General features: G+C 46.6%; 11 protein-coding genes. 2 read left to right on the top strand and 9 right to left on the bottom strand.

Annotation, left to right across the window (positions count from 1 at the left end):
- Window positions 1-8 precede the first annotated feature (8 nt).
- From C5S62_RS08535 to C5S62_RS08520, 4 genes are all read right to left on the bottom strand, one after another.
- Complete coding sequence (locus C5S62_RS08535) at window positions 9-1,154, bottom strand: chorismate-binding protein (RefSeq protein ID WP_104404957.1); 1,146 nt, start codon at window positions 1,152-1,154, stop codon at window positions 9-11.
- Window positions 1,144-1,986, bottom strand: coding sequence for a DUF4595 domain-containing protein (locus C5S62_RS08530; RefSeq protein WP_104404956.1), 843 nt, complete (start codon window positions 1,984-1,986; stop codon window positions 1,144-1,146). Before C5S62_RS08530 ends, C5S62_RS08535 begins: the two co-directional genes overlap by 11 nt.
- Before the next feature lie 119 nt (window positions 1,987-2,105).
- Window positions 2,106-2,906, bottom strand: coding sequence for a nucleoside triphosphate pyrophosphohydrolase (gene mazG / locus C5S62_RS08525; protein ID WP_104404994.1), 801 nt, complete (start codon window positions 2,904-2,906; stop codon window positions 2,106-2,108).
- Window positions 2,907-3,282: 376 nt separating this feature from the next.
- Complete coding sequence (locus tag C5S62_RS08520; RefSeq protein WP_104404993.1) at window positions 3,283-5,436, bottom strand: translation factor GTPase family protein; 2,154 nt, start codon at window positions 5,434-5,436, stop codon at window positions 3,283-3,285.
- Window positions 5,437-5,807: 371 nt separating this feature from the next.
- Here C5S62_RS08520 and C5S62_RS08515 point away from each other — a divergent pair, with 371 nt between their 5' ends.
- Complete coding sequence (locus C5S62_RS08515) at window positions 5,808-6,218, top strand: hypothetical protein (protein WP_104404955.1); 411 nt, start codon at window positions 5,808-5,810, stop codon at window positions 6,216-6,218.
- 11 nt (window positions 6,219-6,229) lie between these two features.
- The gene (locus C5S62_RS08510) at window positions 6,230-8,524 is read left to right on the top strand and encodes an ATP-dependent helicase (protein WP_104404954.1); all 2,295 of its coding nucleotides are present in this window, start codon (window positions 6,230-6,232) and stop codon (window positions 8,522-8,524) included.
- A 143-nt stretch (window positions 8,525-8,667) separates the two neighbouring features.
- Here C5S62_RS08510 and C5S62_RS08505 read toward each other — a convergent pair whose 3' ends face one another.
- The 5 genes from C5S62_RS08505 to C5S62_RS08485 all read right to left on the bottom strand — a co-directional run bounded on the left by C5S62_RS08505 (window position 8,668) and on the right by C5S62_RS08485 (window position 16,189).
- Entirely contained in the window at window positions 8,668-9,381 is a 714-nt protein-coding gene (locus tag C5S62_RS08505; protein ID WP_223301195.1) for a glycoside hydrolase family 25 protein, read from the bottom strand.
- Between the two features lie 343 nt (window positions 9,382-9,724).
- Complete coding sequence (locus tag C5S62_RS08500) at window positions 9,725-12,223, bottom strand: prolyl oligopeptidase family serine peptidase (protein WP_223301194.1); 2,499 nt, start codon at window positions 12,221-12,223, stop codon at window positions 9,725-9,727.
- 25 nt (window positions 12,224-12,248) lie between these two features.
- Window positions 12,249-13,040, bottom strand: coding sequence for an LPS export ABC transporter ATP-binding protein (gene lptB / locus C5S62_RS08495; RefSeq protein ID WP_104404952.1), 792 nt, complete (start codon window positions 13,038-13,040; stop codon window positions 12,249-12,251).
- A gap of 481 nt (window positions 13,041-13,521) precedes the next feature.
- Window positions 13,522-14,088: a 30S ribosomal protein S16 gene (locus tag C5S62_RS08490; protein WP_104404951.1), complete on the bottom strand. Its 567-nt coding sequence runs from the start codon at window positions 14,086-14,088 to the stop codon at window positions 13,522-13,524.
- 121 nt (window positions 14,089-14,209) lie between these two features.
- On the bottom strand, window positions 14,210-16,189 hold the full coding sequence (locus C5S62_RS08485; RefSeq protein WP_104404950.1) for an OPT family oligopeptide transporter: 1,980 nt from the start codon (window positions 16,187-16,189) through the stop codon (window positions 14,210-14,212).
- Between the last annotated feature and the right edge of the window lie 23 nt (window positions 16,190-16,212).

The following is a 16,212-nucleotide window of genomic DNA, read 5'->3' as shown; positions in this document are numbered from 1 at the left end:
GCAAAGATTTAAACACGGGTGTTCAACAATTGAATCAGTTCCTCCATCGGTTTTAATTTCCGGCAGGTTTCCTTCCATTCCTCAGCCTCATTGCTGTCACTTAGGAGTCCGCCTCCTGCATAGAGGCAGGCACGATCGGCAAATAGTTCCATGCAGCGTAACGATACGTAAAGGCGTGTGTTTCCTACTAACGAAAAAGGACCGCTGAAACCGGCATAATAACGCCGGGGCGTTGTTTCGGCCATTGATATCACACTGCGGGCGGGTATTTGCGGTTCGCCGCAAACAGCCGGAGTAGGGTGCAGCCTGTCGAGCAAGGTTTCAGGAGATATCTCATTTTTCAATTTGAAGGAAAAGTCGGTACGCAGATGAATTACATTGGCTGCCGGCGAAGGAAAGACAGGTGAGATATTCATCTCGTCTACGAGTTGTTCAAGCCGCTGACTGATGAATGCCGACACATAGGCCTGCTCTTTTTTGTTTTTTTCGCTCCAGTTTGCGAGCAACAGGTTTTGCGGTTCGGAAGGCATGGTTCCGGCCAAAGCCATGGTCTGCCATGTTCTTTCATTCATGTCATCGTCGGCAAGCAAGGTTTCAGGGGTGGCCACCAGCCAGCAACCGGTTTGGGGCGTCCACCACAGGCTGACGTAGTGATTGGGTTGCCGGCGGCAGGCCTCAAAGAAAAGTGCCGCCAACTGTGTTTCATATCCACGGGGTATGTCACGTGTTTGCCGCCGGGAATACACCACCTTTCGGATGCTGCCTTTTTTAAGATGGTCAAGGCATATTTCAAATCCGTCGTTATAAGATGCACGCCCTTCGTTTGTTCTGTCGTAAGAGGCATTCGGCAAGCGGAATACGCCTGCATTCATGCTTTCACAAGATTGTTGGAGGGCATCTGACAGCGGCACTTTTTTTTCTGTCAACACATCGGGACGGATGCAGACCAAAGGCGTTTGGTCTGACAGTATGAATGGTGCCACCACCACGCCGTGGAGTCCCTTTAACTCCGCAAATGATGTCATGGTAAAAGGAACATCATGTTGCGCCGTGAAGGTATAGGTTAAGGTGCCTGGCAAACGGTAGAAAGCAAAACCGCCGCCACTGAAATGTCCATTGATTAAAGCCTCTTCGGAAGAGTTTTCAATATTCATAGCTGGCAGAGGCCACACTTCCCTGCGGTGTGTGATAATTGCAGAGAATGGTGTTGCCGTTACGGATGCTGTATTCGAAATTAATGGTGTAGTTCTTGTCGGGTTGGGAGGGATAGCTCACACTGATGCTCTTGACGAGATTCGTCGTTGGCAACCCCATAAGGCCGGCATAATAAAGGTGTTCAAATCCCAAACAGCCTAGTTCCTTCGAAATAGTTTCGGGTAAAAGACCATTCCGGTTGGGAATATCGGACGGTACAATGGTAATGGAAACCGGTTCTCCGGAATTTTCTTTGTATTCAATACCCGTGATGTTGCCGCCATTATAAGTGAAACGGGCGCTGCTGTTGTACTGATGTGCCTGGCCGAAACTGTTCTCAAATACCGTTTTCTCCCATTCAGCCAAATGTCCCTCGCGATAATAGAACTTATAGATATTACGGTTGACAGTCATTTTGTCGATGAGTCCCTGAGCGTTGAGAGTAACGACGGTCTTCTCTCCACTGGAATTATAAATATTCACGCCATTGTGGCGGTAACTGAGTTGACTGGTGTAAGAAAACGAACCGTCAATAGTTGTATCCGGATCACGTACCGTGCCACCGGCCGCTACCAGACGTCCGTCGGAATAGGAGAACGTCCAATCGTAACTTGGAGTCTGCCCACCAAGGTGTCTGATGGCACGGATATTGTCGGAACTTTCGCCGGGAAGGGTGGGCTTAAGCAAAGGCAAATCGTCATCGGAACAAGAATAGCTGATCATACCGGTGAGGCAGCATATCCATACCGCCGAATGCCATGGAAAACTTATACGATGAAAAAATCTGGTCATATTTTTTATTTTAGGGAGTTAATCTCACTTACAAACTTACGGATTTTTTTGAAGCAGAGAAGTCTTTCCTGGCATTTATTTCCAGATGACAGCCAGAAAAGGCAAGAGATGTTTTCTGGTTATTTTTCCAATTTCTTGGCCTCTTCCCAGATGTGGTCCATCTCTGCCAGTGTCATGTCCGTTAACTGACGGCCCCGCTTGATGGTATGTTCTTCAAGATAATTGAAGCGGCGGATGAATTTCTGATTGGTACGTTCAAGCGCGTTGTCAGGATTTATCTTGTAGAGGCGCGCCGCATTGATAAGGCTGAAAAGCACATCGCCAAATTCGGCTTCGGCTTTATCCTTATCCATATTCTCGATCTCTGCCTCAAATTCTGAAATTTCCTCCTTCACCTTTTCCCATACCTGCGACCGTTCCTCCCAGTCGAATCCGACATTCCGCGCCTTGTCTTGCACGCGATAGGCCTTGATGAGCGAAGGCAAGGCACCGGGTACACCTGAGAGAACGGTTTTGTTGCCGTCCTTTTCGCGCTGTTTGAGTTGCTCCCACTGCAGAGACACTTCTCCAGCAGTAGTCACGTTGCTGCTCTCGCCTTGCGCAGGAGGGAATACGTGAGGATGCCTGAATATAAGTTTGTCACACAGTTGGTTGCACACATCGGCTATGTCAAAATCATTTGTCTCGGAGCCTATTTTAGCATAGAAACACACATGCAGAAGTACGTCGCCCAATTCTTTACAGATATTCTTGCGGTCACCCTTCATTAGAGCATCACAAAGTTCGTAAGTTTCTTCTATCGTATTGGGTCGCAGGCTCTCGTTAGTCTGCTTACGGTCCCAAGGACACTTCACGCGCAATTCATCAAGCACATCAAGCAAGCGTCCGAACGCAGCCAATTGTTCTTCACGGGAGTGCATATTTTTATTCATATTCAAGTTTGCTTAAATTGAAAAATCACGCAAAGTTACTATTTTCGTACCAATGAGAACGGAGATTTCAATGTTAATCTTTTAACCTCTGTAAAACTCTACTTATCAGCACATCGTTTTTTCCTTTCCTCTACGAATGAACCGGTTGAAAAGTGATTTCAATATTAATGTTTTTAACGTTTTGTTATATTTAAAATGCGTTAATTTATAACTCCAAATATTGGTACGCAAAAATTCCTTATCTCCCAATTACCAACGAGTAATTGATTTTCAATTCCGTATATTATGTACCTTACAGAACAAGCGTAAGGTAGTAGACAAACCGCTACCTTACGCTCATTTATCACTTCACTAAAAAAAAACTTTATTCCGACTGGTCTTTTTCAAAAGCTTCAACCAATTTGCTTTGAATATCACCCGGTACCAATTCATAGCTGGCAAACTTCATTATGAATGAGGCCCGTCCACCGGTCAGACTGCTAAGACTTGTGGCGTAATTACCCATTTCCTTAAGGGGGACTTTGGCTTGAAGTTTTTCATAACCGTTTTCGCTACTCATGCCCACAATCATTCCACGACGTCCCTGCAAATCACTCATGACATCGCCCATTTTTTCAGCTGGAACAAATACCTCAACATCGTAAATCGGTTCAAGAATCTTGGGACCGGCTTCTTTGAAAGCCTGGCTGAAGGCATTGCGGCCTGCCAGCATGAAGGAAAGTTCATTGCTGTCCACCGAGTGCATTTTGCCATCATAAACGACAACACGGACATCGCGGGCATAGCTGCCCGTTAATGGGCCTTGTTCCATACGGCTCATCACTCCTTTCAGAATGGCAGGCATAAAGCGCGCGTCTATGGCACCTCCTACTACGGAATTGATGAATACCAGTTTTCCGCCCCAATCCAAAGGTATTTCCTCTTTGCCTTTGAGGGATATGCGTATTTCCTGACCGCCAAATTTATAGACGGTAGGATCGGGCATACCATCGCTATAAGGTTCGACTATGAGATGAACTTCACCAAATTGTCCGGCACCGCCGCTCTGTTTCTTGTGACGATAATCGGCACGGGCGGCCTTCGTAATCGTTTCGCGGTAAGGTATGCGTTGCTCATAAAATTCGATGGCAATTTTGTCGATATTCTCTAAACGCCATTTCAGAGTGCGTAAATGGAACTCACCTTGTCCGTGAACGAGTATCTGGCGCAACTCCTTTGACTGTTCCACCTCCCACGTAGGATCTTCCTGACGCATGCGGTTGAGGGCAACCATCATTTTTTCAGTATCAGCCTCATTGACAGCTCGGATAGCCCGTGTGAACTTTGGATTGGGGTATTTAATAAAGTTGAAACGATTGTCGCATTCCTTGGCGTTAAGCGTGTTGCCGGTCCTGACGTCTTTCAGTTTAACCGTACAACCGATATCCCCGGCTTCAAGCTTCTCGACTTTCTCACGGTTGGCTCCGGCACAAACAAAAATCTGAGCCATGCGTTCTTTGGAACCACGGTCGGCATTGGTCAGGTCATCCCCTTCTTTTACCGTTCCGCTCATAACCTTGAAATACTGTACTTCACCGATATGGGGCTCAACGCCAGTCTTGAAAAAATAAATGGAAGTAGGTGTAGAGGGATCAGGTTTCACTGCCACACCACGCGTATTGTGTACTGCCGGCATTTCATCCACAAAAGGTACCACATTGCCTAGGAATTCCATCAAACGTCCAACGCCCATATTCTTCGATGCACAAACGCAGAACACCGGGAAAATGGAACGGGTGACCATTCCTTTGCGTATGCCTTCACGCATTTCATCCTCCGTAAGATGGTCGGTTTCGAAAAATTTCTCCATGAGGCTTTCATCATTTTCAGCTGCTGCCTCTACCAACGCCTTGTGCAACGCTTCGGCTTTCTCCTTTTCTTCTGCTGGAATGTCCTCGATAACGGGTTCGCCGCCTTCGCTTCCCCATGTCAGCTTTTTCATCAGAATAACATCAATGAGTGAGTTGAATTCCGGTCCTGTTTTCACTGGATATTGAACAGGTACGACTTTCGAACCATATATAGTTTGCAAATCGTCAAGTATGCTGTCATAGTCACACTTCTCATCGTCAAGTTGGTTTACAAGAAAAATAACCGGTTTACCTAACTTTTCCGTATAGCGGAAGTGGTTTTGCGTACCTACTTCCGGTCCCCACTGACCGTTGATAAGCAGCAGAGCGGTATCCGTTACATTGAGAGCTGTCAAAGCGGCACCTACAAAATCATCAGATCCCGGACAATCTATTATATTGAGTTTCTTACCCATCCATTCCACATGGAAAACGGTGGAGAACACAGAGTAACCGTAATCCTGTTCCACCGGGAAATAGTCGGATACAGTATTCTTAGCCGTGATGCGACCGCGTCTTTTAATCAGACCACTCTCAAAGAGCAAAGCTTCTGTGAGGGTGGTCTTACCTGAGCCGTCATTACCAAGAAGGGCAATGTTCTTAATTTCATGGGAGTCATAAACTTTCATACAGGTTCCAGATTTAGGTTTAAATGCCTGTCGGCTTTTCCGCAGGCCATTAGTAAATTCGAAGCGCAAATTACGGATAAAACCCGAAAGCACAAATTTCCCTGATGTGTTATTAAGCATAAAACCTTATTTTCGCTTTTCTTAGCTATTAGGTACGGTCTTTTTAGGGATGACAAATCGGCATGATCTTTTCCCGGCTATGGGTTCGTATTATATATAATGAGAGAATTTTCAAAAGCAATGTTCTTCCTGGCAATATAAAATATCTTACCTCAATCGTTACAACACGCTTTCTGTAAAAGCCGCGTTTTTGGTTCGCTCGGTTTTTATTTGTAATTTTACACCTTGAAGTTAAAAAACACTTTGCAAATATGATAAAGTCATTAATCTTATCGGCATTTGCCATATTGGTACTTTGCGCTTGTAGTGAAAAAGACAAAAAGACCGATTGGTCTGAAAAACGCCAGTTAATGGAAACCCGCGCACAAGAAATGCTGAGTGGAGCCCGGCAAGCCCTGATCCGTCAGGATTTTGAAAAAGCTAAAAATACGATAGAAGCCATGCGCACACAATGTAATCTGGCACTGGAGGCACGCCAGCAAGGCATTTTGCTGATGGATTCCATATATTTGCAGGAAGCAGTCAACAAAATGATGCAGGCTGATAGTCTAATGAAAACACAAACGGTGGATAGTCTGATACTCGTGCCACGCCTTGAAGAGTTTGGAGAAAAAATCAAGTTCTATCGCCGAAAACTGGAACATGACAAGCAGCATTTATAAAGCCATACTGAATGTCTGACATACAAGAACAACTCAATAGCGCCCAATGGGAGGCTGTCAGCTACAACGCCGGTCCTTCTCTTGTCATTGCCGGTGCCGGATCGGGTAAGACGCGTGTTCTTACTTACAAGATTGCTTATCTCATAGAGTCGGGAATAGCACCATGGAACATTTTGGCACTGACTTTCACCAACAAGGCTGCACGCGAAATGAATTCTCGCATAGCCTCCGTAGTGGGCAGTGAGGCCACACGTTGGCTTTGGGCCGGTACGTTCCACAGTATTTTTTCCCGTATACTACGACAGGAGGCCGACTACATCGGCTATAGTCATGACTTTACTATCTACGATTCTGCCGATTCCCGTAGTCTCATCAAGACAATAGTAAAAGAAAACGGTCTTGATGACAAACTCTATAAACCAGCAACCATTGCTGCCCGCATATCCGAAGCCAAGAACGCCCTTATTCTGCCGGATACTTATTGCTCTGACCCGCAGATCTACAAGCGGGATCAGATGGATGGTATCCCCAAAGCGGGTAGCATTTACACGACTTACAACCAGCGATGCCGTGCAGCCATGGCCATGGACTTTGATGATTTGTTGCTCAACACGTTTCTGCTCTTACGCGACAACGAAGAAATATGCAGCAAATACAGAGAACGCTTCCAATATATATTAGTGGATGAGTATCAGGACACCAATATGGCGCAACATCGTATAATTAACTTGCTTACAACCAGCAAATCGCGCATTTGCGTGGTAGGCGATGACGCGCAGAGCATTTATGGTTTCCGGGGGGCGCGTATCGACTATATCCTGAATTTTCAGGAACAGTATGCTAATGCGAAAATTATAAAGTTAGAACGTAATTATCGTTCCACACAAATGATCGTGGAAGCGGCTAACAGTATAATAAGCCATAATACCGGACAAATTCCCAAGAAAGTCTATAGCGAAGCCGAAAAAGGAGAGCCTATCAAAATTTTTCCGGCTTACAGCGACAAAGATGAAAGCGTAAAAATAACCGGAGAAATACGCAGGCTTCATCGCCGGGAAGAAATCAGTTACGATGAGATAGCACTGCTCTACCGCACAAATGCACAAAGCCGTTCGCTCGAAGAAGCATTAAGCGAAGCGGGTATACCTTATCGTATTTACGGTGGTCTGTCTTTCTATCAGCGAAAGGAAATTAAAGATATCATTGCTTACTTCCGTCTGATAAGTAATCCGCATGATGAAGAGGCTTTCAAACGCATCATTAACTATCCGACCCGTGGAATCGGTGCCACTACGCTGAAAAAAATACAACTGGCAGCGTTGGAAAATGGTGTGTCAATGTGGGAGACAGCCGTATCACCGGAAGAATACGGTCTGGCATTCAACCGAGGAACATCGGCCAAAATTGAAGCATTCGTAACACTTATCCGTGACTTTGCCGGAGAGTTATCGCGAATAAATGGTTATGATTTGGCTCTCCGTATTATTCGCGAAAGTGGCATTATGACCGAATTTATGGCTGACAACAGTGCGGAAAATCTCAGTCGCAGGGAAAATGTAGAAGAACTTCTCGGAGCTATTAAAGCCAACGAACAGGAAATTCTTGAAGAGACAGGACGAGAAATCATACCGCTCACGGACTATCTTTCGCAGGTATCACTGCTCACCGATGCGGATCAGCGCGAAGACGATTCACCCAAAGTCACGTTAATGACTATTCATGCCGCCAAAGGATTGGAATTCGATGCCGTGTTTGTAACAGGATTGGAAAAGGACCTCTTCCCCAATGCTAATGCTGTGTATTATCCAAGAGAAATGGAAGAGGAGCGGCGTTTGTTCTATGTAGCGGTAACCCGCGCCAAGCGGTTCTGCTACCTCACTTACGCCAAAAGCCGCTATCGCTATGGTAAAATGGAGTTTGCCACACCAAGTCCCTTTCTGGAAGAGGTGGACAAACGCTATATCTTACATCCTGATTCCTCACTCATTCATTTTCCATCCGCTTCATCTGGCATCGCTCGTCCTCGTCTCAGCTCGCCACGCCTCCGACCACTTGAGACGCATGTCTCCACCTCAATGCTAAAAACATCAGTTGTCCCTTCTGCGTTTCTTTCATCTTCCCATGAAAATATGACAGACACAAGCGACGGACTGTCCGTCAGTGACATTATAGAACATGAACGTTTCGGAATAGGTACAGTCTTGGCCTTGGAAGGAGTAGGTGACAGTGCCAAAGCAACAGTAGAATTCAAAGATGCAGGTACAAAAAAACTGCTCCTGAAATTTGCTAAATTCACAAAGAAATAGGGTGACAGATCCGTAGCCCTATTTCTTTTATTTTTACAGAAAAAGAATCAATTCATTGATTACGCTACAGGCTCAAGCATTAATGATGATATTTTTTCGCCTATCTGTCAATATCTTCAAACAAACAGTCAAAAAACTCCTGTTTACAGTCCTACTTGTCCCAATACGAATCCGTGCATCAGACAACTGCGGTCAACATTACCCTTTATACCTGGAATACTGCCGGTGGAAGTATATTGCCACATGATGTAATCCTTTCCATCTTTCAATACGGGCTGCGAACTTTGATCGTATTTAGCTATCATCCAATGATAATTCTTGAATTTTCCAAGCAAGTGGCGGTTATAAAAATTCTGGTAGGAATAAAGCAAAGGCTTTTTACCATAATAATTTTCCACCAGTCGGATAAGTTCTGCAAGATCTGCTATGAATTTTGTCTCTGATACAGATCCACGGTGCTCGATATCAATAATCGGTACTAAATCCTGCTCTTCCGGCCGGATATTATTTTTAATATTCTGAAACTGTTGCTGAGGACTGACATTTGGGCGGTAAAAATGATAGCTGCCAACGCTCAATCCCACACGTTTGGCCTCTTTCAGATTATAAGTATAGGTGTCGTCTACATAGGTTGCTCCTTCTGTCGCTTTCATATAAGCGTAAGAAATGCGACTGCCTCCGGCCACCTGATCCCAGTTTATCCGTCCCTGATAGTGGCTTACGTCAATTCCCTCACGATAGCTGGTATTGATGTGTCCACTGCTTGCAGGTTTTACATTCATGGCAACAGCAGGCCTGACTTTTGATTCTGGCATAGCCCTTGCAACCATACCGTCAGGTTCTATTACATAAGCCATTCCCGTATCAAACCTACTACGTTTGCTTTTTTTACGACCATAGGCCGATGTTGAAGCAAGTACAAAAACACACAGAAACGAAGTAAAAAGCAAACGGAAAGACATAGTCAAGGCTGAATTTAGGGTAATGTGTTGGCAAAAATACATTTTTATTCCGTATAATTGTCTGATTATACCATTAATAAGTGTTTACAGATTTTAAATCCGATTATTATTTAGCACTCCGTCTAAAGAAATAAGTCCTGTCACGTCTATAAACCTTAACAAAAAGATTCCTCCACAATGTCAAAAAATGCGGAGGAATCTTTGATTTTTTTCTGTTTATTTTCGTATCGGACTATCTTTATTTGAGACCGAATTTATCGTCCGGATACAGTGTTTTCCACCATGTCGGCTCATCTTTAAGCCAATGGGCAAACCAGGCGAAGATTACATTCTGCCAGGCCAACCGCTTATTATAATTAGTGATAACATGGTTTTCACCGTCAATTTGTACGTAGCTCACCGGACGTCCCAGTATACGCAATGCCGTGAACAGTTGCTGGCTTTCATTGGTCGGGACATTGGTATCTACCGTTCCGTGAAGAAGCAATAGAGGTGTTTTGATCTTATCTGCATTGAAAAGCGGCGACTGCTTTACGTAAAGCTCCGGATTATTCCACGGATAGCTGCCATATTGTGCCGTTTCGCCATAGGTATATCCCCAATTGCCGCCACCCCAATAACTGGCTATATTGGAAATACCGGCATGCGAAATGGCCGCAGCAAAGATATCGGTACGCGTCTGAAGATATTGAGTCATAAAACCGCCGTACGAAGCTCCCATGCAGCCTACCTTTCTGTCGTCAGCCCAGGAATGAGCTGCCAAAAAAGCCTTAGTACCTTCAATGATGTCATCAGCCGAACCTTGTCCCCATGTATTGACATGGCGGGCTGCAAATTCCTGACCGAAGCCGATAGCTCCGCTGGGTTCCACCACGTACACCACATATCCCTGACCTGCAAGCACTTGGAGCGGATAGTGGAATTCAAGAGTTTTTGCAGTAGGGGTGCAGCCACCATAATAGTAGACAATGACAGGATATTTCTTGCTTTCATCAAAGTCAGGCGGGAGGAAATAGAATCCTTTGATAGTGTCGCCACGCGATGCGCGGAAATCCCAATTATGGCAAGTTCCGATTTTTACATCGGCCATGAGAGCATCAAAGTCTATATCTCCGAGGCGCGTAGTCTTTGTCTGCGGTTTGTCGGACAAACGGCAAGTGTACATGTCACGGGCACGTTCACCGGTCTGGCCGAAAAAAACAGCACGCGGCTGACGTTCGAGAGAGGCAACAGTAAATCCCTGCACATAGCTTACAGGCAGTTCATATCGAAATACTTTGCCGTTTTCAGGATTCAGGCGGAAGAGACCTTCATCATACTGGTCGGTAGCCTGGAAATAAACATTTCCATCGCCTTTACTCCACATGAAATCGCCGACCGATGGGCTGAAACCGCGCAATACTGGCTGCACTTTTCTGCTCTTGATGTCAAGCAGATACAGGCGATAGTCAAAAGAATTAGGATTCTGTCCGGCACGGGTTTCATTGCCTATGCCGCCAAACGCGGCCGGCGAAGCTTTTACCATCACTTGTCCGGCATCGGGGCTGTAGAGGGCGGAGGAGAGGAATACGGTGTCAGCCAGAAGAGTATCGATTTTGCCGGTGTAGGCATCCATCTCTACCAGAGTTGTACGGTTGAAGGGAGCGCGGTTCACTTCTTGCCGCGAGTAAGAGAGCAACAGTCTCCGGCCGTCTGCCGATATGTCGTTGAGCCAAACGGAAGCCTCTCCGAATGTGAGTGGTGTTATGAGACCCGTTTTCAGGTCGAAACGGCTGAGTGCATTACGGTTGCGCCAGCCAGGCATACGGTCATCGGGCTGTTCCAACCTTTTCAGGCCGCCGACATGTTCGGGACGTGAAGGCTGGCCTTTATGAATGATGGCGTAGTCTTCCTGGGGAGAAAGCCTGAAGCTGCCTTCAGGCAGGCAGTTGGCGAGCACGTGTTCCTTTCCGGTGCGGGGATCGAATGTAACGAGTTCGCGTCCGTCAGCTCCCTGACGGGTGAAGTAGAGCACATCGCGGCCCGGTAACCAGTTAAGGTCCATATATTGCCCGAGGCGTAATACTTCGCGGCCTGTTACCATATTGGTCACAACAGTGCGGAAGAGGTTGCTGCCGTCGGCCTTGGTATAATAATATACCGTAACCAGATAGTCACCGGAGGGTGACAAAGCTGCAGAACGATAGTGATCTCCCTGTATCATATCGGCCATGGTGTAAACATGCTTGCCGCCGTTGCTGAAAGAAAGTCCCTTGAGGTCATTGCCCGTGATGGCGATGTCAAGTGTGTCGCTGTGTGTGGAATCAGTCAGTGCCAGTAAGGTGATTTCGGTGGGACCAGGTGTAAACTGAAGGTCTTTACTTGTAACCAATTTGCCATTGATATAAGTTCTGAAGTTGCGCAGTTGCTTCACTTCAAGACGTCCTTTAACAAAGCGGTCGGCGGTGAAGCCGAAACGCAGAGCGGTCAGAGCATGAGGAGCGCCCTTCGGGGAGGCAAAGCCTTCGCCGTGCTTAAGGGTTGTGGTATAGGCTGTGCGGTTCAAGGCTAGCGAAGCGTTGTTGTCAAGTGTTTGTCTAACGTCGAAAGCCTTACCGTCCATGGTTGTAGAGTCGGTCATGTAAGGCATGCTGACACATACCGGCGGAACAGCCTGCACCGTTTCCACCCTGATGGTGTCGCTCTTGGCTGGAATGGCACATAACGCCAGCGAAGCGATAATAATAGAAGATTTCATGATATGTTTTTTGATAGTTATAGAATCACTGTCGAAGCGCCTCAAAATCTTTCTTGCGCAATTTAAAGGAGTTTGTCAGATACTTGTCTCTCACCACCTGATTGTCGGCCAGTTCTTCGGGAGTACCCTGAAAGAGTATGCGTCCTTCGAAGAGCAGGTAGGCACGATCGGTAATGCAGAGTGTTTCTTCCACATTGTGGTCGGTGATGAGGATGCCGATGTTGCGGTCTTTGAGCTTCCATACAATATACTGTATGTCCTCCACGGCTATGGGGTCTACACCGGCAAACGGTTCATCAAGCATGATGAATTTGGGATCGATAGCCAAACAGCGGGCTATTTCCGTGCGTCGGCGCTCACCACCCGAGAGACGGTCGCCAAAGTTTTTCCTCACCTTTTCCAGACGGAACTCCTTGATTAGGCTTTCCAGTTTCTCGCGCCGGTACTCCTTGGGGCGTCCGGTCATTTCCAGCACCGAGGCGATGTTGTCCTCTACCGTCATTTTCCGAAAAACCGATGCCTCTTGTGCCAAATAACCGATGCCGGCTTTGGCACGTTTATAGACGGGATATTCAGTAATGTCTTTCTCGTTCAGAAAAATGTGTCCGCCGTTGGGCACCACCAGTCCGGTTGTCATATAGAATGAGGTTGTCTTACCAGCACCGTTAGGACCAAGAAGCCCTACGATTTCGCCCTGCTTGACATCGAACGACACATCATTGACCACCGTACGCTTGCCGTATTTTTTGACAAGGCCCTCTGTGCGCAACACCATGTGTTCCGATATGGCAGCCGCCTTTAACACTTGATTTTCCATGTTTATTTTTACTGTTCGGTAAAAGTAAATCCTGATAAGTCCCCACACATGTGGGAGGGAACTGCCAGGCCGGTGCAAAGATACGATTTTCTGCGTGAGTAAATAATATAAAAAGAGGCTTAACCGTTGTTTTGATGAACTTTATGCCTCAAAGAGGAAGAACTTCTGTTAATAATCCCCGCCAACCGCCTCTCACATGACCTTTTTTTCTTTGTTTTGATTATTGTGTCTTCTCTATTCTAGCATTTCTCGCTTTTGGGCGGAAAATGTCGTATGTCAATAACAGCCAAGCGGGGTATTCCTTAATGGGAACCCCGCTTTTCACGTATTTTCTTTCTGCTTTCTTTAAAAAGCATGATTTAGAAAGATTTTTAGGTATCTCTTTTTAAAGGCATAACAGGTATCAATATCGTTGAAAACGAATCGAGATTGCACCATAATAGGTGCAATCTCGATCATAAGTTGAATGTTTTTCTGAAAATCAAGCTTCGGCAGGAGCTTCAGCTGTTTCAGTTGTTTCTGCGGCTTCCGTAGCCTCGTTTTCTGCAGCCTGAGCGGCAGCTTCGGCTTCAGCCTTGGCAGCAGCTTCGGCAGCTTTCTTGTCGGCAACCTTTTCTGCAATCTTTTCGTTGACTTTTTTCTCAGCTTCGAGACGTGCCTCAGCAGCGGCTTTCTTTTCGGCAGCCGTTTTGCTTATGACATCGTTTTTCTTAGCGTCTTTAGCTTGCTTCCAAGCCTCGAATTTGGCTTGTGCTGCAGCTTCGTCAAAAGCGCCTTTACGAACGCCGCCTTTCAAGTGCTTCATCAGCATGACACCTTCATTGGAAAGGATATTGCGAACGGTGTCGCTAGGTTGTGCACCTACTTCCACCCAATACAAAGCACGTTCAAAATTCAAATCTACCGTGGCAGGATTGGTGTTGGGGTTATAAGTACCAATCTTCTCAGTAAACTTACCATCACGTGGTGCTCTTACATCAGCAATAACAATGCTGTAGAACGCATAGCCCTTACGGCCGTGGCGTTGCAATCTAATTCTAGTTGCCATTTCTTTTTATTTATATAGGTTTGAATTAATGCCGTTATCTCGTAACGACGGCGCGAATTTACATCTTTTTTCCCGAATGACCAATTAAAATAGGCTTTTTTCAGTCGGAATGCTTTAGGAGTCAGGATTTTTTATCAATTGTGGCTTTTATCAAAAAGAGGATCAGCAGCGAATAGGCTACCAGCGATGCCACCTGACTCAAATTGTTTTGCAGCCAGGCTTCATTGGCAAAGTTGATGCCGCCGAACTGCAGGCCGGCACTGACCACTCCCATCAACGCGCCACCGGCAATAAAGCCCGAAGCCAGAAGCGTGCCACGCTCCTGACGGACGGTATTCACAGAGGCGTCTTTCGAACGGGAACTTACGTACCAGCTGACAAAACCGCCCACGATGAGCGGCAGGTTCAATTGCAGTGGAATGAACATGCCTAAGGCAAAAGCCAGCGGTGACACACCGCAGAAATTGAGTGTAATGGCAATGACCGCACCAATGATGTAGAGTAACCACGGGGCACCTTCGCCGCTCATCAGAGGTTCAATGACCGCAGCCATGGCACGCGCTTGAGGAGCAGCCATTACATCGGAATTATCGGGGGTAAATCCGTATGTCTTGTTCAGTATCATGATGACACCGGCAACAGTGGCTGCCGAAACAAGGATACCTACAAATTTAAAAGTTTCCTGTTTGCGGGGCGTACTGCCCAACCAGTAACCGATTTTTAAATCTGTTATGAAAGCGCCTGCCGATGAAAGAGCAGTGCAAACCACACCGCCCATTATCAAAGCGGCTACCATGCCGCCTGTGCCTTTTAATCCCACCAGTACCATAACGATGGAAGACAGGATGAGTGTCATCAGCGTCATGCCGCTTACGGGATTGGAGCCTACAATGGCAATGGCATTGGCGGCTACGGTAGTGAAAAGGAATGCGATGAGGGCCACAATAATAATTCCTACGATGGTGAAAAGCAGATTTCCTTCCATCACATCGAAGAAAAAGAAAAGTGTTGTCAGAAGTATTGTAACGGTAGCACCGATAGCGATGATCTTCATTGGCAGGTCGCGCTGTGTACGCGGTTCTTCTTCAACGGCCTCCTTGTTGCCCTTGAAAACTTTTCCCATCAAGCCGAAAGCGCTCCGGATAACACCCCAGCTTTTGATGACTCCGATGATACCGGCCATGGCTATACCGCCGATTCCGATGCTCTTGGCATAACCGAAAATCTGCTCAGGCGTGGCGGCAGCGGCGAGTATTTCAGGCTGGCGTACAGCGGCAACATTCAAATCGGGGAATATAAGTGCGATGGCCGGAATTATTATCCACCAAATGGTAACAGATCCCGCACAAATAATAGCGGCATATTTCAGACCTACGATATAACCCATTCCAAGCAGTGCGGCGCTGGTGTTTATGCTGAACATCAGTTTGGCCTTATCGGCTATTGTATTTCCCAAATCCACTGCTCTGCTGGTGAAGTTCTCGCTCCAGGCACCGAATGTGGCAACGGCAAAATCGTAAAGGCCGCCTATCAGACCCGCAATGAGTAAGGGACGTGTCTGACTGCCGCTCTTCTCGCCTGAAATAAGTACTTGAGTGGATGCGGTGGCTTCGGGAAAAGGATATTTACCGTGCATGTCTTTCACGAAATACTTACGGAAGGGTATCAGGAACAGTATGCCGAGAATGCCGCCAAGTGACGAGGCCAGGAAGACCTGCAGGATGTTGATGGCGATGTCGGGATAACTGTGTTGTAGGATGTAGAGTGCAGGAAGGGTGAATATGGCGCCTGCGACAATCATGCCGGAACAGGCTCCGATGCTTTGTATGATTACGTTTTCGCCCAGGGGATTTTTGCGTTTCATGGCGCCTGAAACGCCTACACTTATGATGGTGATGGGTATGGCGGCTTCGAAAACCTGTCCTACCTTAAGTCCTAAGTAGGCTGTGGCTGCTGAGAAAATAATGGCCATGACAATTCCCCATGTGACAGACCAGGGGGTCACTTCCCTGTAGCTTTGGCCTGGTTTCATGAGGGGGTCGTACTCTTCGCCCTCTTTCAGTTCGCGGAAGGCGTTTTCTGGTAAAGATGTTTCTTTCATATTGTGTTTAGTAAAACTGTTTC

The sequence above is a fragment of the Prevotella sp. MGM2 genome (assembly GCF_002933955.1).
Taxonomy (GTDB): domain Bacteria; phylum Bacteroidota; class Bacteroidia; order Bacteroidales; family Bacteroidaceae; genus Alloprevotella.
The sequence above is the reverse complement of the archived record's forward strand: the minus strand, read 5'-3'. Positions and strand labels throughout refer to the sequence as shown.